The organism is Providencia sp. 2023EL-00965 (assembly GCF_033550225.1).
Classification (GTDB): Bacteria; Pseudomonadota; Gammaproteobacteria; order Enterobacterales; family Enterobacteriaceae; genus Providencia; species Providencia manganoxydans.
The window spans coordinates 105,957-127,511 of sequence record NZ_JAWUEH010000014.1 but is presented as its reverse complement, the minus strand read 5'-3'; the positions used below and the strand labels follow the sequence as shown (position 1 = coordinate 127,511).

Here is a 21,555-nt window from a genome sequence, read left to right as displayed (position 1 = left end):
TTCGTCAAATTGCAGGGCTGTTGACTCGTGTTAATCACTTAATTAAGTTTTGATTTTACTAGATTGCAGATATTGCTAATCCGCTAAGTAGTTCTCTAAAACCATCCCCCCCGCGCCTTGTGCCACCACTTCATAGGAGTCGTTCGCGGCAAAAATATGCGTTTGAATATGCGGGAAGGCTGACATTTTTTCTTCTATCGCTTTTTTTGTCATCGCAAAAAAATGATTTTTGGGAGTCAGTGTACCTCCACAAACAACAACGTCAGGCTGTAAGGTTAAAATGGCATTTGCGATGGCAATACCATAATAGTGAGCTGCCTCGGCTAATACATCCAAACATAATTGATCTTCCTGTGCTAAGGCTTGGAATATGGTGTGGTAATTGATTTCTGACTCATTGTTAGTGAGTTGATTAATTAGAGAAGGCTTACCTAAACGCAGTTGTTGGATCACTCGAGATTTAATTGCGGATAGAGAACTGTATTGCTTTAAGCAGCCATAGGAGCCACATTCACATCGTTGTCCTTTAATATCAATCGTTGTGTGACCAAATGCTTGAGCTGTACTAATTGGTGCAGGCGCAAAGGTGTTATTGATGATCGTGCAGCTGCGTATATCGGTATCACAGGTCGTAAATAAAAAACGTTGGCTTTCTGAATTATATCTCAGCCGATATTCTGCAAGGGCGGCGAATGTAATACCACTGCCCAAAGTGACAAAACAAGGAACTTTGCTATCAATATAGTTGAATAAACTGACTATTCTGGCGTTATATTGGCTAAAGGCGACTTTATCTCGTTCTAAAATATGATCGATGGCAATACCAATACCTAAGATTTTTGCTGTCGTTAATTGGTGTTCGGTAAGAAGTTGATCAAGTTTTATTAACAGATTGTCGAGCATGCTTTCCGCACTCTCTAAATGCTCATTTTTTATTTTTATCATTCCTAAAATATCTAATTTTAGGTTGAGCAACATGATCGTTGAGTAGAGGTCGCTCATTTCAATACCAACCACATAACCATCATCTGAGTTGATACTGTATAGTATTGGTTTACGCCCACCGGTTGATTCACCGAGTTCAGAGGTCGAAATCAATTGGCTCTTACTTAACTCATCAAGAAGTCTAGCGCAGGTTGCTGGTTTCATACTGGCAAGTGAGGCTAATGCTTCGGCTCGGATTGGTCCATGATTGAGGATCAACCGATAAAGCATTTTTAATTTGCGGGTTTTTGAATTTTTCGAAGTACGAAATTCATTTAATAGTGTCAGTAACAAACCATCACCTTTCTTTTATCAACACGTGCAGCGTCAAAGATTAGCATATTTATTCTCACCATACTTCAAGTTGCAATGTCTTGCGTTGAGGTACGGTGATGTCGCTCACTGTTGCTGAGCAACATTTCTAATTTTTAGAGTATAGGTAAAAAGAGCTGCTTCTAGGTAGCTATCATACCCAAATACTTTTTCTTAAAATGAGATTAAGATCGCTGTTCGATTTTTAAATTACTTTATTATCCCCTTATTACCTTTTTATATTCTAAATAATTCGAGTTGCAGGTTGGCGGTAAATGAAGGTAGGCAAAGTGCATAGATAAACGATGTGACTTGGTGAGCACGGCATCGCCACCACACTTTGACGGCAAGCGTTGCAATTTGAAGTATGACGAATCTCTATATATTCAATCATTCGAGTAGTTTTGGGGACGATTATGCACAACACGAACGATATTTTAGAAAGCCTGCGTTTTATTGAAACGCGTACTGATATTAAACCAACTGTGGGTATTATTTTAGGCTCTGGCCTTGGCCCATTTGCAGATACTTTAGAAAATGCGGTTCATATTCCGTATAGCGAGATCCCTCATTTCGCTAAATCGGAAGCGGTTGGCCACGCTAATGAGCTGGTGATTGGTACTATCGCAGGTAAAAATGTTGTGGCAATGAAAGGGCGTTTCCACTACTACGAAGGGTTTTCTCTCGAACAAGTGACCTTCCCTGTGCGTTTAATGAAGGCATTAGGCGTTGAAAAATTGATTATCACTAATGCCTGCGGTGCGGTGAATACCGATTTCAATCCAGGTGACTTGATGGTTATCACCGATCATATCAATTTAACAGCGAACAACCCATTAATGGGCCCAAATAATCCCGAATTAGGTGTTCGTTTCTTAGATGTGAGTGAGGTTTATAACAAAGAACTTCGCCAAACCATTCTTGATGTCGCTAAAGAGCAGGGCGTTGCATTACGCCAAGGCGTGTATGCATGGTGGACGGGCCCTACATACGAAACACCAGCAGAAATTCGCATGATCAGAACACTAGGTGCTGATGCTGTTGGTATGTCAACAGTGCCTGAGGCATTAGTGGCTCATCACTCACAGATCAAAACGGTGGGTATTTCCTGCCTGACTAACATGGCATGTGGCATTTTAGAACAACCACTAAGCCATGATGAGGTTATTGAAACCGCTGAAAAAGTAAAAGCGACTTTCCTGAAATTAGTCACTGGTGTGATTGCTCGTTTCTAACTTTTTCTCAAATTAATATAAAGAATGCCGTAGGCAGTATGTGGGTGGGTATTAAAATGAAATTAAAGGGATTAATTTTAGTTTCGCTGGGCGCTTGCAGCTATGGCATTTTATCAACATTGGTGGTTTTGGCGTATCAAGCTGGGTTTTCTTTAAATGATGTTATCGGCAGCCAAACGGTTTTAGGGGCTGTTTTACTATGGTTATTTGTTGTCGCTGGAGCCGTAGCTAGAAAGAAAAAACTGAGCTGGCCGACGCGTAAGCAATCAATGTTGATGTTACTAACAGGAACCACAACGGGATTAACTGGCTTACTGTATTATGCATCATTACAGTATCTGTCACCTGCATTAGGCGTCGTGCTATTTTTACAGTTCACTTGGATGGGGGTAGCGATTAATGCTGTTGTGACAAGGCAGTTCCCTGCACTAATGACGATTATTTCTGTGTTATTGATTTTAATTGGAACTCTGTTTGCAACTGGGCTACTGAATACATCAGGCATTCAATTTCATTGGTTGGGGATTGCTTTAGGGCTATGTGCTGCGTTATCGAATGCGGTACGCGTTTATGTGAGTGGAGCACTTGCTGTTAACACTGATCCTATGATGCGTTCAGCCATTATGGTCACTGGTGGTGCTATTTTAACCTCTATCGTTGTTCCTCCAACCTTCTTGTTAGATTTGACTACATTTAATGCACTGTTTTTCTCTTATGGTCTACCTCTTGCTTTTTTCGGATCCTTCTTTGGCATGTGGATGTTTGCTAAGGGGGCTCCTCTGATAGGAACCAGCTTGGCGACCATTTTAGGTTCAATGCAGTTGCCCGTAACCATATTATTATCTGTAACCGTATTACATCTACCTCTTGAATTCATTCAGTTTATTGGTGTTGCCATTATTCTATTTGGCGTCGCTATTGCTGAAGTGAAAATAAAAACAAATAAAGTAAGAACTCTAAATAATTCGAGTTGCAGATAGGCGACAAGTGAAGATAGACCGGGAGCATAGATGAACTATGTGACTCGGCTGGCTGGGGGCAGTCAACAACCCTGCATCTTGAAGTATGACGAGTATAGTGAGATTGCAACTTGAAGTATAAGGGCTATCACTCCCAATGGAGCTTCGTATGAATATTAAAACCCGCTTAAAAGTTATGTTATTTTTGCAGTATTTTGTCTGGGGAAGCTGGTTAGTCACACTCGGCGCCTACATGATCAAAACACTAAATTTTTCTGGTGCTGAAGTTGGACTGGTTTACAGCTCTAAAGGCGTTGCCGCTATTCTGATGCCCGGTATTATCGGAATTATTGCAGATAAATACATTCCGGCAAATCGATTGTATATGATTTGTCATATTATCTGTGCGGGTTCGTTATTCTATGCTGCAACGGTGACGGATTCGACACTGATGTTTTGGATAATGCTGATAAATGCGATGGCTTTTATGCCAACTATTGCATTATCCAACTCGATTAGCTACTCCTCACTCAGCCAATATCAATTAGATTCTGTTGCAAACTTTCCACCTATACGAGTATTTGGAACGGTTGGTTTTATCATTGCAATGTGGAGCATCAGTTTATTAAAATTTGAATTAAGTAGCATGCAACTCTATATTGCGGGAAGTTGTTCATTATTGTTAGCGTTGTATTCTTTGACACTGCCACACATTGCTGTGAATAAAAAAGCCATCTCAACGAGTTGGGTGAGTAAATTAGGCCTTGATGCGTTAGTCCTATTTAAAAAACCGATCATGGCGGTATTCTTTTTATTTGCCATGCTATTAGGCGCGGTTTTACAAATTACCAATACATTTGGTAGCCCATTCCTACACGATTTTGCTCGTGATCCTCTCTATCTCGATAGCCTAATTGTTCAATATCCTTCGATTTTACTGTCTGTTTCACAAATGGCCGAAGTTGGTTTTATTTTGGCGATCCCTTTCTTTTTAAAACGTTATGGCATTAAAACCGTCATGTTACTGAGTATGTTAGCTTGGACATTAAGGTTTGGGTTCTTTGCTTTTGGTGATCCATCAGCAATCGGTCTGATGTTTTTGATTATGTCGATGATTGTCTATGGTTGTGCTTTTGATTTCTTTAATATTTCAGGATCTATTTTTATTGAAAAAGAAGTCGATAACCGCATGAGAGCCAGTGCTCAGGGGTTATTTATGACCATGGTTAATGGGGTTGGGGCATATTTCGGCGCGATCTTAAGTGGCTTAGTGGTTGATTATTTCAGTGTCGATGGGGTGAAAGATTGGCAGACTATTTGGTTAGTATTCGCTTCCTATACTGTGGTGCTTGCTGTTATTTTCTATTTCACCTTCCATTATCACCATAATAGAGAAGGCGAACTGACAGTAGCTAAAGCATAAAGTGAGTACTGGCTCTCATATACTCGTCATACTGAAAATAGTAGGGCTTTTCGTTGAGGTATAAGTGACCGCACGACGCTCACCGAGTCACATAGTTTAATCTATGTGACTCGTCTATCTGCATCTCGAATTATTTAGAGTATATATTAGAGCCAGTAAATAATGGCTAATGTTTTGCTTGAGATCCCCAAATAGCGTCAGCGACAGGAATTGTTGTAAATGTGGTAATAATTTGATTATAGGTATCTTCAGGTTTAAGAGTGGTAAATTGCTCTGGGTAAATAAATTTTGCTAGGTATTCGATGCCAACAATATTGTATGGGTGATTATAAAAATTATGATACACACCATATAATCGGCCATTTTTCACGGCGCTAATTTGGTTAAATCCGACCCTATTTTCTAATCTTTCAAAACCACTTTGATTTTCTTTCTCCGTTACGCCATAACCAAATGGTGCAGCAATACTGTTTTTATTAATCCAACGAGAGCCCGTCACAATATAAACATCTGGTTTGGAGGTTAACACTTGCTCTAAAGATACAGTGCCTGAAGCTCCTGGTAAAAATTGGCTACCAATATTCTTAGCGCCAGTTGCTTGGACCATTCCGCCCCAGCCTGCATTGTTATGGGTAAAGCAGCAGCTATCACTGCCATTGGCACCCGCTTTGGCTTCAATAAACACTTGAGGCTGTTGTTTAATTTTTGCTGTTGTTTGTTGAACGGCAGTCAAATGGCTTTGGTAAAAATCAGTATAGGCTTTAGCTTCTGTTTCTTTATTTAGCGCTTGACCAAGGATATCGATACTTGCAGTGGTGTTTTTTACAGGCTGTAAAAAAGTATCAATATATAGGATAGGAATATTGGCTTCTTTTAGGCGACTCACTACCCCTGAACCTTCTAAAGCGGGTTTGGCACGTAGCTGAGCAATAAGTACATCAGGCTTTTGAGCAATAACCAGTTCAGTGTTGACTTCACCTTTATCGTTAAATCCCATATCAGGGATTTCTTGCATATCAGCTTGCCATTTTTGGCCTAGTAACTCGACCGTTTTTGGATCTGTTTTTTTTAGGTTATTGTTCCAAGCGACAACACGATTAAATGGATTATTTCTGTCAAGTAATGCAAGAGTTAAAATATCCCTACCATCTTGCAGGACAACCCGTTTAGGTTCTTGCTGTAAGGTAATTTTCTGGCCATCAATATCAGTGAGTGTCACTGGGTATGTTGTTGCTAACGCAGAGAAGGAAACAAAAGTAATGATTATTGTGGAGAGCAGGTGATTTACGATTTTCATATTTAGACCCCTTTTGAACTTGAACTAACGATAACAATTATCATTATCAAAAGTAAAGTGCGGAGGGCTAATCAATGGAAAATTTTATCGATAAACTATTTTCCATGCTCTTCATAACGTTAAATCAATTGATTGATTTAACGTTCATTATTAAATATTGCTCGATATGATGTAATTGTGAAAACACCATATCGAATTAACACTATTTATTTTTTATGATAAGAACATAAGAGGTCTTTTTTGAAAGATTTATTTTCAGTAAAATTTTTTCATTATTTACTAATGGATAATCCCCTTTATCACTACTCTTTTTAAATCGACTTAAAATTAGCTTATTAAATATTTTTATTTTATCTTTTCTTTTATGTGAAGGTAGCCAAGAACCACTGAAGTGGTGGATGGAGTAGTTTATTTTTCCATCTTCAGGGCTACAAAAATAATAAGATGGATAAATAATAGCATTTTCTGTTAAATATGACTCTTGTGAACCTTCATAAGGAGGATTAAGGCCAAATTTACTTGAAAAAAAACGAGAAATTTTGAATGTGTTGGGTTCTAAATTTAATTTACCATCAATTTCAAAATGTACGTTATCATAGTCATCAAGTAAGCCCTTAATGATATCTGACCCTTTTGAGGCTCCCATCGTTGCTGAAGTTATAGGTAAACATTTGCCATTATATATTTCATAGCCACTAAAGAATGCCAAGCTTAATAACGGATCGAAGCTGTTAGTAACTTCGACGTCAGTATCAAAATAAATATCGTTATAGTGATATAAAGCAAAAAAACAATTAAATTAGATGAAAATACTGATTTAATTTTAAATTTATTATCTTATATGATGGTTATTCATTTCTTCAAGAGAATTATTATTCCATTCTATAGCTTTATAGTCAGGAAGATGTTTTTTCCATATATCGATATAATCAAGAACAAATTGAAGCTTGGATTTATTTCCCTCCCATGCATAATGGATTTCTTTAGGTATCAGAAATTTCTCTTAGATTAATATTTTAATGAACGAAAAAAACGTCGTATTTGTAAGAAAAATAAGGATATTTTACTTTCGATAAATCCTTTTTTCCGTCGAGGGTTATTTTTATTAATCCGATATCTTTCAATATTACTATTATCGATATTTACTATTGGATGTTTTATTACTTCAGCTAAGAAGTACCCTTTTACTTTATTTAATTTGTAGAAAAGATCCCATGAGTCGGCTACATAATATGTTTCATTAAAAAGGTTAATTAATTTCTTGCATTCATCTCGATGAATTAAGTAGCAGCAGGCTCGATAAAGCTTACTTGGCTTATAAGTTACTTTTCTCAATACCACATTATCAATTTGAATTTTATTAAAGAAACTGAGCGACAGTCGCTTTCTTGAATTTAGGCCTTCTTGTCCACCTAATAAATAGATATAGTCTTTTTTTAGTAGCGATGTTTTACCATTCTCTAATTCATCGATAAAACCTGATAAGGGGGTGTCAATGATAGCGTCGTCTTCAAGAATAATTGCCCACTCAGCATCACTATCAACGATTTTTTTATATGTGGATTGATGGCTCAAACTACATGCGATCTCATTGGCATGAGATGGTTCACCATATTTATAATTCAATGAAGAAAGATAACTATCTTTTAACTGACTTCCTTCAACTGCATCAATGATTACCCAAGATAAATTTTGTGCTGATAATGCGTGTGTAATAGCATTTCTTCTTTCAATATCTTTTTTAAGTGAAATGATAAAAATAGGTACTGCATGTGTCATGATAACCCAATCCTATATGATTTATAACCTATCTCATAATATTCACCTATGGAATAGGTTTGTTCTAAATTACAGGCTAGAATATATACTTTACTAATTATAGTAAAGTATTCTTTGAATGTTCAGCAAGTGTTAAAATTGTAACTACTTACCTGGTTTTATTTTAAAAAAATACTTTTTCAATAGAAGGTTTTTTACTCTAAGATATTGATAATTAGCTTTTTTATTTCTTATTTTACGTCTGTAACTGGCTCTGTCAATTGCGAGTTGCGATCTTTCTGATTCTAATGAGGAGTCATTATTACTTTGTTCGTTAAGAGCAATAACATGAGGAATGTAGCAATAAAGGTTAATATATTTGAAAAGGTTAAAATACCACCACATATCTGCCTCATAGAAAATAGGTGTTTGAGCTAAAATCATATTTTCTGCTGCTTTTCTGTTTATTACGTAAGCATGAGTGCCTAGCGCATTATATGCTGAGTAGATATTACTCTTTAATTTCTTATTTTCTATATAGCTATGAACGCGACTTAATAGATATACATTAGCCTTTTTTTGATTGTCTATTTTTTTAATTTTATTCAAAGTGTCAGCGATATCTACAGGGATAATTGTATCATCTTCGAGAACTAATGCGTGACTGATATTTTTTTCAATCATTATTTTATAGACAGATAAATGACTTAATGCACAGCCTATCTCACCTTTTGTTAGTTTACAGTTAGGGTAATCATATACTAATGATTGAATTTCTTTATTAGATAAGCCAGTTCCTCTAACTGCGTTAATAATTTCATAACTTAGATGGGTTTTTTCTAGTTGAGATTGCATCACCATGCGACGTTCTGTACATTCTGGTAGATTGATAATAAAAGTATTCATAAGTTTATTTTTTTAACTAAAATGTTAATTTTAAAAATGCGATACTGCATATTGATGACTATCTTATTAACGTAGATTATACAATAGCATGGAGCTGAAAAGCCATCTCGTAGAATGAAAGAGTAAGGACCAGTAGTTTTGCACTGGCCTCAGTATTCTAAAACATTATTCAATATTTTGAATCTGCTCTCTCATTTGTTCAATCAACACTTTCAGCTCAACAGCCGAATTGGTAACTTCACTATTAATTGATTTTGAGGCTAGCGTATTAGATTCACGGTTGAACTCTTGCATCATAAAATCAAGGCGTCGGCCATTAGCATCTTTCTTTTTAAGGATATTACGCGTTTCTTTTACATGAGCTTCGAGCCTATCAAGTTCTTCAGCGACATCAACGCGTTGCGCTAATAGGATCAGTTCTTGCTCTAAACGGTTACTATCGACTTGTATATCCGCTTCTTCTAACTTAGTTTGCAAGCGCTCGCGTTGCCATTGCAAAATTTCAGGCATATGTTGACGAACTTTAGCGACTTCAACGAGAACACCATCAAGACGTTGCTCAATTAAAGCATGTAGTGCAGCACCTTCAGCTTCTCGGCTTTGTATAAAGGCATCAAGTGTTTCATCAAGCCCTAATAAAAGTTGTTCACTAATCGCATCTAAATCTTGTTCGCCAGCGGACATTACACCGGGCCAACGCAAAATTTCTAATGGGTTAATTTCACCTTCGTGACTATAATTTTTCACCCAATTAGCGGCACTAATAATTTGGCGTGCAAGTTCTTCGTTAAGGATCAACTCACCACGATTTGCACCATCTAACTCAAAGCGCAGATTACATTCGACTTTACCTCGAGTGAGACGAGAGCGGATCCTTTCACGGATAACTGGCTCTAGGCTTCGGAATTGTTCAGGGAGACGAATGTAGGTTTCTAGGTAACGTTGATTAACGGAACGCAGCTCCCAGGCCGCACTCCCCCATTCCCCCTTGATATCACGGCGGGCAAAAGCGGTCATACTACGGATCATAATTCGTTCCTATAAAAATGGATATGACAAGATTATAGCGCTATGCATGATGTCATGATAGGCATTATCGTTTTAAGCACGTATAATGCGCGACAATTAAGTTGAAAATGGAGATAACACCATGCGTCCAGAAGACAGAATGGCAGACCAAATGCGTCCAATTAAGATTTCACGCAACTATACTAAGCATGCGGAAGGCTCTGTTCTTATTGAGTTTGGCGACACGAAGGTGTTATGTAATGCAACAGTAGAAGAAGGTGTACCTCGCTTTTTAAAAGGCCAAGGTCAAGGTTGGGTCACCGCAGAATATGGTATGTTACCTCGTGCGACTAATTCACGTAACCAACGTGAAGCAGCCAAAGGAAAGCAAACAGGGCGTACCATGGAAATTCAACGTTTAATAGCTCGTTCTTTACGCGCAGCTGTTGATCTTAAAAAGTTAGGTGAATATACCATTACATTAGATTGTGATGTGATCCAAGCTGATGGTGGAACGCGTACCGCTGCAATTTCAGGCGCTTGTGTCGCTTTGGTTGATGCATTAAATAAAATGGTTGAACAAGGTAAATTGGTAAAAAGCCCATTGAAATCGATGGTTGCAGCTGTTTCTGTTGGGATCGTGAATAACGAAGCGTTGTGTGACCTTGAGTATGTCGAAGATTCTGCGGCTGAAACCGATATGAATGTTGTGATGATGGACGATGGTCGTATGATTGAAGTTCAAGGAACGGCTGAAGGAGAGCCGTTTAGTCATGAAGAGCTACTATCATTATTAGCGCTTGCTAAAACGGGACTAGATTCCATTTTCGAAGCTCAGCGAGAAGCGTTGAAGTAAAGTTATTTTTAATAGGCGGCTGAAATAGTCGCCTTTTTTATGTCTGATTGTTTGTGATTAGCAATCAGTGATGTGTGATTTATCGTTTTAAACATATTGACGTTAATTATTGAGGAATTGACCCATGAAAGCTTATCAGCGCGAATTTATAGAACTTGCCATGAAAAAAGAAGTACTTAAATTTGGTGAGTTTACGCTGAAATCAGGCCGCAAAAGTCCTTATTTTTTTAATGCAGGATTATTTAACACAGGGCGTGACCTAGCTCTCGTTGGTCGTTTTTATGCGCAGGCTCTCAAGGAAAGTGCGATTGAATGTGATGTCCTGTTTGGGCCAGCGTATAAAGGTATTCCTATTGCGACAACAACTGCGGTCGCATTAGCTGAACATCATGATATTGATATGCCATACTGCTTTAACCGTAAAGAAGCGAAAGATCATGGCGAAGGCGGTACGTTAGTCGGAAGCCCATTAAAAGGAAAAGTCGTGGTGGTTGATGATGTCATTACCGCGGGAACTGCAATTCGAGAGTCAATGGAAATTATTAAGCAGCAAAATGCAACACTTAATGGTGTGCTTTTGTGCCTTGACCGCCAAGAAAAAGGGAAGGGTGAAATCTCGGCGGTGCAAGAGGTCGAGCGTGATTATCACTGCAAAGTCTATTCAATTATTACAATGAGTGACTTAATCGTCTATCTCACGGAGCGCGCAGATATGCAGCAGCATTTAAGTGCGATGATGGTATATCGCGAACAATATGGTATTTAACTTGTTAAATTAGAGCCCAGATCACTGGGGATCACAGCAAGATAGAAACTGAATTAGCGGTAAGAAAAAAGCCCTCGCCCAAATATGGGCGGGGTGAGTAGTCGTTCAAACCACTATTGTAGCTGAGCTAAAATTAAAGGCCAGCGAGCTTCAAACTCAGTTGTTGGGCGATAACGGAATTCTGAACGCACGAAACGAGATAGCATCCCTTCACAAAATGCCAGTAATTGGCTTGCGAGAAGTGATTCATCATGGGTAAAGCCGTGACCGTCGCGTATTTTCTTTTCTTTTAATACTTGCCGTAATTGTGACTCAATTCTTTCAAATAATTGGTTAATACGACCTTGAAGCCTATCTTGCTCAAACATCAGAGCATGACCTGTCATGATCCTGGTCAGGCCTGGATTTTTCTCTGAAAAGCCTAAGATAAGCACTAAAATAAGTTTAATTCTAAGGATCGTATCTTTTTCATCATTTAAGATGAGATTAATACGTGAAACGAGCGAATCCTCAATAAACTCAATTAAGCTATCGAACATTTTCGTTTTACTTGGAAAATGACGATACAACGCAGCTTCGGATACGCCAACATTTGCTGCAAGTTTTGCAGTGGTAATTCGCTGACTACCATCATTACTTTCGAGCATTAATGCAAGAGATTGTAATATCTCTTCACGCCTGTTGCGTTTTTTTGTTATCGCTTTTTCTGCCATGTCTTATGAGACCCCTGCTAAAACAGCACAACAAATTATCTAAAATTTTACCCTAAGTAAATATAATCGAGGGTAAGTATAAGATAAAGCAGGGTGATAGTTGTGAAAGGGATGTAAATCGTATACATAAATCGTTTAGTACATTAAGCGGTAAAAATCTATGCATTTGGCAGAATGAGTAATAAAGATACTCGGTGTTGATACTTGGTAAACTCTACCTTGTAAATTCCAATTACTGCCAAACAACATTCAATTTTGACCACTAAACATACTGTTTCTATATATATACACTCATAATACTTCAAGTTGCAGCACATTTTGTTAAGCGATAATGACGACGTTTATTTGTACCAGTTACATGTTTTTTATGTTCCTAGTAGCTAATTGACTCGTCACTTAGCTGCATCAAGAGTTATTCTAGAGTATAGATTTACTCCTTCAAGAGGGATAAAACCCTAATACCACAACCACACCATCCACATTTTTAGTTAAATTTACTGGTAGATTTATTTTTATTTCAACATCAATAATGGTTGAATATTACCAGTAATATCAATTTGTTATTGGCGACCTGAGTGGCCAAATCCACCGGTACCACGTTCTGTTGCATCAAAGTCATCAACAATATTAAATTGTGCTTGTACAACAGGGACGAAAACCATTTGTGCTAAACGCTCTCCTGGCTCAATTGTAAATGTTTGATTTCCTCTATTCCAAACGGAAACCATTAACTGGCCTTGGTAGTCTGAATCAATGAGACCCACTAAGTTACCAAGTACCACGCCATGTTTATGACCTAAACCTGAACGAGGAAGAATAACTGCCGCAAGTTGTTCATCAGCAATATGAATAGCGAGTCCTGTAGGTATAAGCTCAGTTTGGCCAGGTGCTAAATCAATTGGAGCATCAAGGCAAGCACGTAGGTCTAATCCAGCAGAACCTGATGTTGCATATGTTGGTAAAGGAAACTCGTTACCGATACGGGGATCAAGGATTTTCAGATCAATTTTTTTCATAACGTTGAAGTATCTCGTCAAGTAAGTAATGGCTTAATGTCAGCTTGTTATTGTGGGGAAGCAGTACATCGCCAGAAGCGTCGAATATATGTAGCGCATTGTTATCACTATTAAAACCATTATCTGCAAGGGAAACATCATTCGCACATATTAGGTCTAATTTCTTTTGCAGGCGTTTTTGGCGTGCATATTCTTCCACATTTTGAGTTTCCGCAGCAAACCCAACAACATAGGGGCGGTGTTCGGTTAAATAGCCGACGCTGGCAACAATATCAGGGTTTTTAACGAGAGTAATGATGACCTCATCACCTTGTTTTTTAATTTTATTTTCAGCAATTGTTTTTGAACGATAATCAGCGACGGCAGCACAACCAATAAAAATATCTTGTTCAGTGATTGTTTTATGTACTTGCTCATACATATTAAGTGCACTAATAACATCAATACGAGTTACGCCTTTAGGTGTAGGTAAATTCACGGGGCCAGCGATTAAAGTCACTTGTGCGCCGCGTTGGCTTGCCGCTTCGGCAATGGCAAAGCCCATTTTTCCAGAACTATGATTACTAATAAAACGAACAGGATCTAAATCTTCACGAGTTGGCCCTGCTGTAATCATAATTTTTAAATTCGTTAGATCAGATTTAGCATTAAAATATTCACGGGTAAAACGCACAATGTCTAATGGGGCGATCATTCTTCCGGGGCCAATATCGCCGCAGGCTTGGCTACCCTCATCAGGACCCCAGATCATATACTGGCGTTGTTTCAATATGATTAAATTTTCTTGAGTGGCAGCAGCACGATACATTTGTTGGTTCATTGCTGGAACAACCGCGATAGGTGCAGAAGATGCTAGACAAATTGTCGTCAGCAAATCATTAGCCATTCCAGCTCCAACACGTGCGATTAAGTCCGCAGTTGCTGGTGCTAAAATAATAATATCAGCCCATTTCGCTAATTCAATGTGGCCCATGGCAGCTTCAGCGGCTGGATCAAGCAAGTCATCAGCGACAGGGTGGCCGGACACTGCTTGTAGGGTTAAAGGTGTAATAAATGCTTTTGCTCCTTCAGTCATCACTACACGAACAATAGCCCCTTCATCACGTAGGCGGCGGGTTAGCTCAGGAATTTTATAAGCAGCAATACCGCCACTCATACCAAGAACTATTTTTTTACCTAATAGCTGCGTCATTGTTCTGTCCATCCGATCATCGTGAAGAGCATATTATCATATCAGAAATATTGTTGAGAGCACTGTATATATCATCACCCTTTTATTTTTGCGAAGCGCTACGCAAATCAGTAAAGGATACATTGTTGTGATTATTTTCTACATATAAAAGTGTGTGAAAATAACTCAGCAAGGGTTTGCTTATGGAATATGAAGAACACTTAAAGCCAAGGGAAAAGCTGCTAGCCTATGGGGCACCAGCATTGACGGATGTGGAATTATTAGCAATTTTTCTTCGTACAGGCAGCTTCGGAGAGCCTGTTTTACAACTCGCCGAACGTTTATTGCATGAGTTTGGTTCATTACATTTACTCCTGCAAGCGGATTATTCGAGGATTACGCAATGCAAGGGGGTAGGGATTTGCAAATATTCGCAATTTCAGGCAATCAGTGAGCTAGCTCGCCGTTGTTTTTCTAAGCAGTTTTTATATGAAGATGTGATATCCGAGCCAAACTTTCTAAAAAAAAGGCTGCTGGAACTATTTGCAGGTCAGGAACGAGAGGTTTTTGTGGTACTGCTATTGAATAATCAACACCAGATAATTTGTCATGATGAGTTATTCAAAGGAACGATTAATCGTGTTGAAGTACACCCTCGTGAAATTATTCGTTATGCAATGAAAATGAATGCAAGTGCAGTGATATTGGCACATAATCACCCTTCAGGGAATGCGGAACCCAGTGAAGCAGATAGGCAAGTCACTTTCCGTATTAAAGATGCTTGTGCTTTAATGGGGCTGACTCTGTTAGACCATTTTGTCGTTGGTCATAAACATTGTGTTTCGTTTCTTGAACGAGGGTGGCTGTAAAATCATTTTTTTGACTAAAAAATGACAACTTTTGCCGCATTGGGCTTGAGTGAAAATGAATGAAAGCGTATACTACGCCACCTTTGAGGATCTTGGGTTTGGCGAGAAGAGCCTATCTCAGTAAATTTTTTACTAAGATGATAACAATCTTTTCAGTCATAAAGTTTGCTGAGATGGGCTCCTAAGCCTGACGAGGCGGCCATACCCAGAACAAAAAAAGCTCGAGCTGATTAGATTTTTGGAGAATAGACATGTCACGAGTCTGCCAAGTTACTGGCAAGCGTCCAATGAGCGGTAACAATCGTTCACACGCATTAAACGCGACCAAGCGTCGTTTTTTGCCAAACCTGCACTCTCACCGTTTCTGGGTTGAGTCTGAGAAACGTTTCGTAACACTGCGTGTATCTGCTAAAGGTATGCGTGTTATCGATAAAAAGGGTATTGATGCTGTTCTTGCTGAACTGCGTACCCGTGGTGAGAAGTACTAAGGAGCTAAAAAATGGCTAAAGGTATTCGCGAGAAAATCAAGCTAGTCTCTTCTGAAGGTACAGGTCATTTCTATACCACTACGAAGAACAAGCGCACAATGCCAGAAAAACTGGAAATGAAAAAATTCGATCCAGTTGTTCGTAAGCATGTGATCTACAAAGAAGCAAAAATTAAATAATTGCTGCTTTCTTGTGAAAAACCCAGCCTCGGCTGGGTTTTTTTATGTAAGAAATCAGTAAAATATATAGATAGGCATTCAACGCTATATCGATTCTTCCTAAAGTAGTAACATATTCACTATGAATTGAATTAATAGTGTTAGTTTTTGTCAAAGAACTATGTCATTTTGCGTATAGATATAATTAAGAGTGTCTGGTGAAAAAACAGTTTAAAAAAATTCTTGTTATCAAGATGCGGTTTCATGGGGATATGTTACTGACGACGCCGGTTATCAGCACATTAAAACAAAACTATCCTGATGCCGAGATTGACGTGTTACTTTATCAAGATACGATCCCTATTTTATCAGAAAATAGGGAAATTCATGCTTTGTACGGCATGAAAGGCAAAAAAACGAATGGGTTGAGTAAAGCCTGTAATTTTTTAAGTTTACTGAGAAAATTGCGCCGAAATAAGTACGACCTTATCGTGAATTTAGCCGATCAATGGATGGTATCGGTACTTGTTCGAGCGATCCCCGCACCAGTTAAAATCTCACATGACTTCGCTCATCGCGACTCAAAATTTTGGCGAAATAGTTTTACTCACTTAGTCGTTCCTCATGGCGAACATGTTGTTCTTAATAATCTCTCTGTTCTTGAGCCGTTAGAGATAACTCAATCAAAAACACATCTAACAATGTCATATTCAGAGCAGGATTGGAAAAATATTGATCAACGGTTATTAGATTTAGGGGTGCATAGCAGTTATGTTGTTATTCAACCGACAGCTCGGCAAATTTTTAAATGTTGGGATGACGAAAAATTTTCTGAGGTGATTGATGCATTGCAAGCACGTGGTTATCAAGTTGTCTTGACATCGGGCCCAGCAAAAGAAGACCTTGATTGTATAGAAAATATCGCTTCTCATTGCCAATCTAAGCCTATCATTGAATTAGCTGGAAAAACCACTTTCCCTGAACTAGGTGCATTGATTGCTCATGCAGCGTTATTTATTGGTGTTGATTCTGCGCCTATGCATATTGCTGCTGCGGTGAATACGCCAATAGTGTGTTTATTCGGTGCAACAAATAATGTGTTTTGGCGACCATGGAGCGATAATGTTGTGCAATTTTGGGCTGGGGACTATGAGCCTATGCCGCCAAGAGAGCAACTTGATAGAAATAAAAAATACCTTTCTATCATCCCTGCTTCTGATGTTATTAAAGCGACAGAGGATATGTTGCCAATGAATATTCGCTCAATGATGGCAAGGTTTTAATATGATTTTGGCCTTTTGTCTGTATAAATATTTTCCTTTTGGTGGCTTACAGCGTGATTTCTTGCGTATCGCTTTAGCGTGTCAAAACCGAGGCCATGATATTCGAGTTTACACGCAATCTTGGAGTGGTGATGCTCCCGCAGGGTTTGAAATTATCATTGTTCCAGTGACATCAAAAACGAATCATGGACGCAACGCACAGTATTGTCAGTGGGTGCAAGAGCATCTTAAATCTCATCCTGTAGATCGTATTATTGGCTTTAATAAGATGCCTGGCCTAGACGTTTATTATGCTGCTGATGTGTGTTATGCGGAGAAAGTTGCTAACGAAAAAGGTTTTTTTTACAAATTAACGCCGCGTTATAAACATTACGCATTATTTGAAAAAGCCGTGTTTCAAGTTGGGAAATCGACCAAACTTTTAATGTTGACACCGCACCAAATTGAACATTTTAAAAAACACTATGCAACAGAAACATCGCGTTTTTATATGTTGCCTCCAGGTATTGCGCAAGATAGGAAATATGATCAGCAAATTTCAAATGCTAAGCATATTTACCGAGAAAAAAATCAAATATCACAATCAGCTTATTTTTTGTTGCAAGTAGGCTCTGATTTTAAGCGAAAGGGTGTTGATCGCACAATAAAAGCAATGGCAGCATTACCGGATACCGTTAAGAAAAATACGGTACTCATGGTTGTTGGTCAGGATAAACCCACGAAATATCGACAACTAGCAGAGCAATTAGGTATAGGCGACCAAGTATCATTTTTTAGTGGACGTGATGATATTGCTGAATTAATGGCTGCTGCCGATATATTGATGCATCCTGCATATCAAGAAGCGGCGGGCATTGTGCTACTTGAAGCGATTACGGCTGGTTTACCCATCATTGTGACACAAGTGTGTGGCTACGCACCTTTCATTACTAAAGCGCGGTGTGGTGTTGTTATCAATGAGCCCTTCGATCAGCAAAAATTAAATTCGGCCCTATCGGAAAGTCTGCAAAATACGTCCCAGCTAAACAACTGGGCGGAGAACGCACGTTATTTTGCTGATACAGAAGATTTATATAGCCTGCCTGAAAAAGCAGCGGATATTATTTTAGGAGCTCTAGATGATTGAGCTTAAAACGCCTTTTAGTGAGTTATGGAAAAACAAAGATCCATTTATTGAAACAGAGCACTTACAGGGTGAAGTTTTTCGTCAACTAGAAAGCCGTAAAACATTGCGTTTTGAGCTAGAAGGGCAGAGTTACTTTATTAAAATCCATTATGGCACGGCGCTAAAAGAAGTAATAAAAAACCTATTTTCACTGCGTTTGCCTGTACTTGGAGCTGACAGAGAATGGAATGCAATCCATCGTTTAGCGAATGCAGGTGTAGATACCATGGATGGCCGTGCCTATGGGCAAAAAGGTTGCAATCCATTACGGCGCCACTCATTTATTATTACTCGAGACTTAACGCCAACAATTAGTTTGGAAGATTACTGTGCTAATTGGTTAAATACTCCCCCTGATTTTAAGACGAAACAAATGATTATCCACCGCGTTGCTGATATGGTGAAAAAGATGCATGCGATTGGTATTAATCATAGGGATTGCTATATTTGTCATTTCTTACTTCATTTACCTTTTACGGGAAGTGAATCAGATTTGAAAATTTCAGTTATCGATTTGCACCGTGCACAGTTAAGAAATAAGGTACCAATTCGTTGGCGAGATAAAGATCTGATTGGTTTATATTTTTCTTCTTTGAATATAGGATTAACTTCGCGTGATCTCTTCCGTTTTATGAAAACCTATTTTGGTTTATCATTAAGAGAGATTATTCGTACAGAGCAAGCGTTGATAGCGAAAGCATCAGTTAGAGCAGAAAAAATCCAAGAACGCACAAAACGTCGTGGCCTATAGATAAAAAAATATTTGAGGAATTGTATGATTGTTGAATTTGATAAAATGATTAAGCGAGTTATTTCACTCGGTGTATCAGATTCAGATATATCATCCTATTTTCATGTCGCATATGGTATTGATCAGAATTTCTTGTATGGCAGTGGTGTATCTATTACTTCGCTATTAATACATAATCAAAATATTAACTTTTCTTTTCATATTTTTATTGATGATTCAATTAATGATGATGATATAGCTAGATTTAATGAAATTTGTACCAAGTATAATACAAGGGTTTCTATCTATATTATTGATGCATATAATCTTAAATCTCTGCCAACTACAAAAAATTGGACGCATGCGATCTACTTCAGATTTATTGTTGCTGAGTACTTCATCGGTAAAATCAACGAATTGCTTTATCTTGATGCTGATGTGGTATGCAATAATTCAATTCAAGGGCTAATGCGGTTAAATTTATCTGGTAAAGTTGCTGCTGTTGCGACAGAGCGTGATGAGCAATGGTGGCAAAAACGTGCGAATACTTTAGGTTACCCTGATATTTCAAATGGTTATTTTAACAGCGGCGTGATGTATGTGAACTTAGTTGCTTGGAAAGAGAATGAGGTCACAAATCGATCTATAGCCTTGCTTTTAGATGACAACTTAAGTCATAAAATCAGTTATCCTGATCAGGATGTATTGAATATATTATTATCTGGTAAAGTTATTCACCTAGATAGTATTTATAATACGCAATTTAGTTTAAATTATGAATTAAAAGAAAAATTTTATTATCCGGTTAAGACCGATACCGTTTTTATTCATTATGTTGGGCCGACAAAACCGTGGCATGAATGGGCAACTTATGAAACTGCGAAGCCTTTTTCGGATGCAAGAGCAGCATCGCCTTGGAGTACAGTTCCATTATTAAAAGCTAAGAATAGCAACCATTTACGTTATTGTGCGAAGCATAATCTATATCAAGGGAAAAAAATCAAAGGTTTTATATATTATGTTATTTATTTTTATAAAAAAATATTCAATATATAAGTGTTGTATAATGAAACTTAAAAACCATAAATGATAATTTAATTTTTAAATAAGATACATTATTTAAAATAATTAAATGATGCATCTTATTGAAAATTTTTAAATATATTCTATATGCTTTTCATAAGATAGATTAAAGCAGATGTAATTACAACACCGCTAAAAAAACCAACAGAAATATATTTTATTTTTTTACTTTTTTTAAAAATCTCTTTATCAGTAGGAATATGATTATCCCAGCCAATATGTTTAACCGCACTTTTTTTCAATATAACGACATACATACCATACATACTATAGGCTATTGATAAAACACCTTCAGTAAGGTCAGAGCTCTTACCGATATTATATTGACCTATTTTTTGATAATCAGCTAACCTTTTTATACCGGGGTTAAAGCTAAAGCCTCTCATCATAGAGTGGGTACTTTTTATTCTTGAGAATTGGATATTATTAAATTTTTTATTATCTTCTATCGATATAAAAGAATAATATTTTTTTATATCGTCATCATAATCACGTAGCCATACTTGTAATAATTTATCATCATTTTCTAATAAACATAATGAATCTTCAATAAAATTATCACGATAAAATTCCCAATCATCTTCACAATGAAAAATATAGTCTGTATCAACTTTGCTATAAGCTAAGTCTATAGATTTTATTTGTCCTAATTTTTTTTCATTAAGAATAATTTCGGTATAGGGAGCCCATTTTTCGGGAAGTGAATCATATACAGCATTATCACCTGAGTCTTCTGTTATGATAACTTTTTTTATAGGATAAGAATTATACTTTTCGAAAGATGATAATGTTTTTTTTAACAAATCAAAACGGCCACAGCTCGTAATTACAACTGTAACATTACTTTTTTCATCGAATATCATGTAACCACCTGTTTTTACAAGCCTATCAAGCAGATTTAGTTAAGTTTATACAATTATTATTGTAGGATATTTTTTTTCAAGATGAAAGCTCATAATTTATCTGAAAGAGAAATATTTTAATTTTAAATACTTGTATCTGAATTTTAATTTAATTATTGATAAAGTATCTTTCTGGTTTTTTTAAATGTGACATACATATTGTATGTTACAGGTATGTGTGTTTATCTATTTTTGCAAAAATTAAAATACTTAATGACGCTAATTCAGTTACTTGATGTAGTGTAACATTATTGAGGGTAAAGGGAGTTATTATAAATAGATATTTTCTATTTCAATACACTTTAAATCAATAGGTTTGGTTGCAGTCGTGTGTACTTTCTCTGATTGCTCTGAAAATGATCTGTTATCTATTATTTAGTTGAATCAATAGTGATATTTTTTGTCAAAAAGTTATATAATTTAGGATAGTAGATTAGAGTAATGCTTGATAGATGATGTGATGTAAAGAAGTG

Annotated in this window: 22 protein-coding genes; 12 read left to right on the top strand and 10 right to left on the bottom strand. The window is 37.3% G+C overall.

Annotation, left to right across the window (positions count from 1 at the left end; translation table 11 throughout):
- Positions 1-75: 75 nt before the first annotated feature.
- Complete coding sequence (locus SC428_RS17115; RefSeq protein ID WP_070929878.1) at positions 76-1,278, bottom strand: ROK family protein; 1,203 nt, start codon at positions 1,276-1,278, stop codon at positions 76-78.
- A 434-nt stretch (positions 1,279-1,712) separates the two neighbouring features.
- Here SC428_RS17115 and SC428_RS17110 point away from each other — a divergent pair, with 434 nt between their 5' ends.
- The 3 genes from SC428_RS17110 to SC428_RS17100 all read left to right on the top strand — a co-directional run bounded on the left by SC428_RS17110 (position 1,713) and on the right by SC428_RS17100 (position 4,913).
- Positions 1,713-2,531: a purine-nucleoside phosphorylase gene (locus SC428_RS17110; RefSeq protein ID WP_140179874.1), complete on the top strand. Its 819-nt coding sequence runs from the start codon at positions 1,713-1,715 to the stop codon at positions 2,529-2,531.
- 56 nt (positions 2,532-2,587) lie between these two features.
- Positions 2,588-3,511, top strand: a complete 924-nt coding sequence (locus SC428_RS17105; RefSeq protein ID WP_318709106.1) for a DMT family transporter — start codon at positions 2,588-2,590, stop codon at positions 3,509-3,511.
- A gap of 148 nt (positions 3,512-3,659) precedes the next feature.
- Positions 3,660-4,913: a nucleoside permease gene (locus tag SC428_RS17100; protein WP_318709104.1), complete on the top strand. Its 1,254-nt coding sequence runs from the start codon at positions 3,660-3,662 to the stop codon at positions 4,911-4,913.
- A 166-nt stretch (positions 4,914-5,079) separates the two neighbouring features.
- Here SC428_RS17100 and SC428_RS17095 read toward each other — a convergent pair whose 3' ends face one another.
- The 5 genes from SC428_RS17095 to SC428_RS17075 form a co-directional block, all read right to left on the bottom strand.
- Positions 5,080-6,210 (bottom strand): ABC transporter substrate-binding protein, encoded by a 1,131-nt coding sequence (locus SC428_RS17095; protein WP_140186576.1) that lies wholly within the window; start codon positions 6,208-6,210, stop codon positions 5,080-5,082.
- 202 nt (positions 6,211-6,412) lie between these two features.
- The gene (locus tag SC428_RS17090) at positions 6,413-6,919 is read right to left on the bottom strand and encodes a hypothetical protein (protein ID WP_318709100.1); all 507 of its coding nucleotides are present in this window, start codon (positions 6,917-6,919) and stop codon (positions 6,413-6,415) included.
- 299 nt (positions 6,920-7,218) lie between these two features.
- A complete protein-coding gene (locus tag SC428_RS17085) occupies positions 7,219-7,989 on the bottom strand; it encodes a glycosyltransferase family 25 protein (RefSeq protein ID WP_318709097.1) in 771 nt (256 codons plus the stop codon).
- A 144-nt stretch (positions 7,990-8,133) separates the two neighbouring features.
- Complete coding sequence (locus tag SC428_RS17080) at positions 8,134-8,874, bottom strand: glycosyltransferase family 25 protein (protein ID WP_318709095.1); 741 nt, start codon at positions 8,872-8,874, stop codon at positions 8,134-8,136.
- Between the two features lie 165 nt (positions 8,875-9,039).
- A complete protein-coding gene (locus tag SC428_RS17075; protein ID WP_272580800.1) occupies positions 9,040-9,903 on the bottom strand; it encodes a YicC/YloC family endoribonuclease in 864 nt (287 codons plus the stop codon).
- A 121-nt stretch (positions 9,904-10,024) separates the two neighbouring features.
- On the opposite strand from SC428_RS17075, the gene rph reads away from it, so the two are divergent.
- Both rph and pyrE read left to right on the top strand, forming a co-directional pair.
- Complete coding sequence (gene rph / locus SC428_RS17070; protein ID WP_318709092.1) at positions 10,025-10,738, top strand: ribonuclease PH; 714 nt, start codon at positions 10,025-10,027, stop codon at positions 10,736-10,738.
- 124 nt (positions 10,739-10,862) lie between these two features.
- Positions 10,863-11,504, top strand: coding sequence for an orotate phosphoribosyltransferase (gene pyrE, locus SC428_RS17065; RefSeq protein WP_318709090.1), 642 nt, complete (start codon positions 10,863-10,865; stop codon positions 11,502-11,504).
- A 113-nt stretch (positions 11,505-11,617) separates the two neighbouring features.
- Here pyrE and slmA read toward each other — a convergent pair whose 3' ends face one another.
- The 3 genes from slmA to coaBC all read right to left on the bottom strand — a co-directional run bounded on the left by slmA (position 11,618) and on the right by coaBC (position 14,425).
- Positions 11,618-12,217 (bottom strand): nucleoid occlusion factor SlmA, encoded by a 600-nt coding sequence (gene slmA / locus SC428_RS17060; RefSeq protein WP_318709088.1) that lies wholly within the window; start codon positions 12,215-12,217, stop codon positions 11,618-11,620.
- A gap of 560 nt (positions 12,218-12,777) precedes the next feature.
- Complete coding sequence (dut, locus tag SC428_RS17055; RefSeq protein ID WP_070929886.1) at positions 12,778-13,233, bottom strand: dUTP diphosphatase; 456 nt, start codon at positions 13,231-13,233, stop codon at positions 12,778-12,780.
- Positions 13,220-14,425, bottom strand: coding sequence for a bifunctional phosphopantothenoylcysteine decarboxylase/phosphopantothenate--cysteine ligase CoaBC (gene coaBC / locus SC428_RS17050; RefSeq protein ID WP_318709086.1), 1,206 nt, complete (start codon positions 14,423-14,425; stop codon positions 13,220-13,222). Before coaBC ends, dut begins: the two co-directional genes overlap by 14 nt.
- 182 nt (positions 14,426-14,607) lie before the next feature.
- Between coaBC and radC the strand changes: the two genes are divergently transcribed.
- The 7 genes from radC to SC428_RS17015 all read left to right on the top strand — a co-directional run bounded on the left by radC (position 14,608) and on the right by SC428_RS17015 (position 20,153).
- Positions 14,608-15,273: a RadC family protein gene (gene radC, locus SC428_RS17045; RefSeq protein ID WP_070929888.1), complete on the top strand. Its 666-nt coding sequence runs from the start codon at positions 14,608-14,610 to the stop codon at positions 15,271-15,273.
- 251 nt (positions 15,274-15,524) lie between these two features.
- On the top strand, positions 15,525-15,761 hold the full coding sequence (gene rpmB / locus SC428_RS17040; protein WP_004265123.1) for a 50S ribosomal protein L28: 237 nt from the start codon (positions 15,525-15,527) through the stop codon (positions 15,759-15,761).
- Between the two features lie 11 nt (positions 15,762-15,772).
- The gene (rpmG, locus tag SC428_RS17035; protein WP_004924244.1) at positions 15,773-15,940 is read left to right on the top strand and encodes a 50S ribosomal protein L33; all 168 of its coding nucleotides are present in this window, start codon (positions 15,773-15,775) and stop codon (positions 15,938-15,940) included.
- Positions 15,941-16,137: 197 nt separating this feature from the next.
- Positions 16,138-17,202, top strand: coding sequence for a lipopolysaccharide core heptosyltransferase RfaQ (gene rfaQ / locus SC428_RS17030; protein WP_070929889.1), 1,065 nt, complete (start codon positions 16,138-16,140; stop codon positions 17,200-17,202).
- A 1-nt stretch (position 17,203) separates the two neighbouring features.
- Positions 17,204-18,328: a glycosyltransferase family 4 protein gene (locus SC428_RS17025; protein WP_318709052.1), complete on the top strand. Its 1,125-nt coding sequence runs from the start codon at positions 17,204-17,206 to the stop codon at positions 18,326-18,328.
- Positions 18,321-19,118 carry a lipopolysaccharide core heptose(I) kinase RfaP gene (gene rfaP, locus SC428_RS17020; protein WP_318709049.1) on the top strand — a complete coding sequence of 266 codons (798 nt, stop codon included), beginning with the start codon at positions 18,321-18,323 and terminating at the stop codon, positions 19,116-19,118. Before SC428_RS17025 ends, rfaP begins: the two co-directional genes overlap by 8 nt.
- 24 nt (positions 19,119-19,142) lie before the next feature.
- A complete protein-coding gene (locus tag SC428_RS17015; RefSeq protein WP_318709047.1) occupies positions 19,143-20,153 on the top strand; it encodes a glycosyltransferase in 1,011 nt (336 codons plus the stop codon).
- 110 nt (positions 20,154-20,263) lie between these two features.
- On the opposite strand, the gene SC428_RS17010 is transcribed toward SC428_RS17015, so the two are convergent.
- Positions 20,264-21,043: a glycosyltransferase family A protein gene (locus tag SC428_RS17010; protein ID WP_318709045.1), complete on the bottom strand. Its 780-nt coding sequence runs from the start codon at positions 21,041-21,043 to the stop codon at positions 20,264-20,266.
- Positions 21,044-21,555 lie beyond the last annotated feature (512 nt).

Excerpts from the sequence above, each read along its gene's own strand:
- SC428_RS17110 (WP_140179874.1), top strand. The coding sequence starts at position 1,713 with ATGCACAACACGAACGATATTTTAGAAAGCCTGCGTTTTATTGAAACG.
- SC428_RS17105 (WP_318709106.1), top strand. The coding sequence starts at position 2,588 with ATGAAATTAAAGGGATTAATTTTAGTTTCGCTGGGCGCTTGCAGCTAT.
- SC428_RS17100 (WP_318709104.1), top strand. The coding sequence starts at position 3,660 with ATGAATATTAAAACCCGCTTAAAAGTTATGTTATTTTTGCAGTATTTT.
- SC428_RS17095 (WP_140186576.1), bottom strand. The coding sequence starts at position 6,210 with ATGAAAATCGTAAATCACCTGCTCTCCACAATAATCATTACTTTTGTT.
- SC428_RS17085 (WP_318709097.1), bottom strand. The coding sequence starts at position 7,989 with ATGACACATGCAGTACCTATTTTTATCATTTCACTTAAAAAAGATATT.
- SC428_RS17080 (WP_318709095.1), bottom strand. The coding sequence starts at position 8,874 with ATGAATACTTTTATTATCAATCTACCAGAATGTACAGAACGTCGCATG.
- SC428_RS17075 (WP_272580800.1), bottom strand. The coding sequence starts at position 9,903 with ATGATCCGTAGTATGACCGCTTTTGCCCGCCGTGATATCAAGGGGGAA.
- rph (WP_318709092.1), top strand. The coding sequence starts at position 10,025 with ATGCGTCCAGAAGACAGAATGGCAGACCAAATGCGTCCAATTAAGATT.
- pyrE (WP_318709090.1), top strand. The coding sequence starts at position 10,863 with ATGAAAGCTTATCAGCGCGAATTTATAGAACTTGCCATGAAAAAAGAA.
- slmA (WP_318709088.1), bottom strand. The coding sequence starts at position 12,217 with ATGGCAGAAAAAGCGATAACAAAAAAACGCAACAGGCGTGAAGAGATA.
- dut (WP_070929886.1), bottom strand. The coding sequence starts at position 13,233 with ATGAAAAAAATTGATCTGAAAATCCTTGATCCCCGTATCGGTAACGAG.
- coaBC (WP_318709086.1), bottom strand. The coding sequence starts at position 14,425 with ATGACGCAGCTATTAGGTAAAAAAATAGTTCTTGGTATGAGTGGCGGT.
- radC (WP_070929888.1), top strand. The coding sequence starts at position 14,608 with ATGGAATATGAAGAACACTTAAAGCCAAGGGAAAAGCTGCTAGCCTAT.
- rpmB (WP_004265123.1), top strand. The coding sequence starts at position 15,525 with ATGTCACGAGTCTGCCAAGTTACTGGCAAGCGTCCAATGAGCGGTAAC.
- rpmG (WP_004924244.1), top strand. The coding sequence starts at position 15,773 with ATGGCTAAAGGTATTCGCGAGAAAATCAAGCTAGTCTCTTCTGAAGGT.
- SC428_RS17025 (WP_318709052.1), top strand. The coding sequence starts at position 17,204 with ATGATTTTGGCCTTTTGTCTGTATAAATATTTTCCTTTTGGTGGCTTA.
- rfaP (WP_318709049.1), top strand. The coding sequence starts at position 18,321 with ATGATTGAGCTTAAAACGCCTTTTAGTGAGTTATGGAAAAACAAAGAT.
- SC428_RS17015 (WP_318709047.1), top strand. The coding sequence starts at position 19,143 with ATGATTGTTGAATTTGATAAAATGATTAAGCGAGTTATTTCACTCGGT.
- SC428_RS17010 (WP_318709045.1), bottom strand. The coding sequence starts at position 21,043 with ATGATATTCGATGAAAAAAGTAATGTTACAGTTGTAATTACGAGCTGT.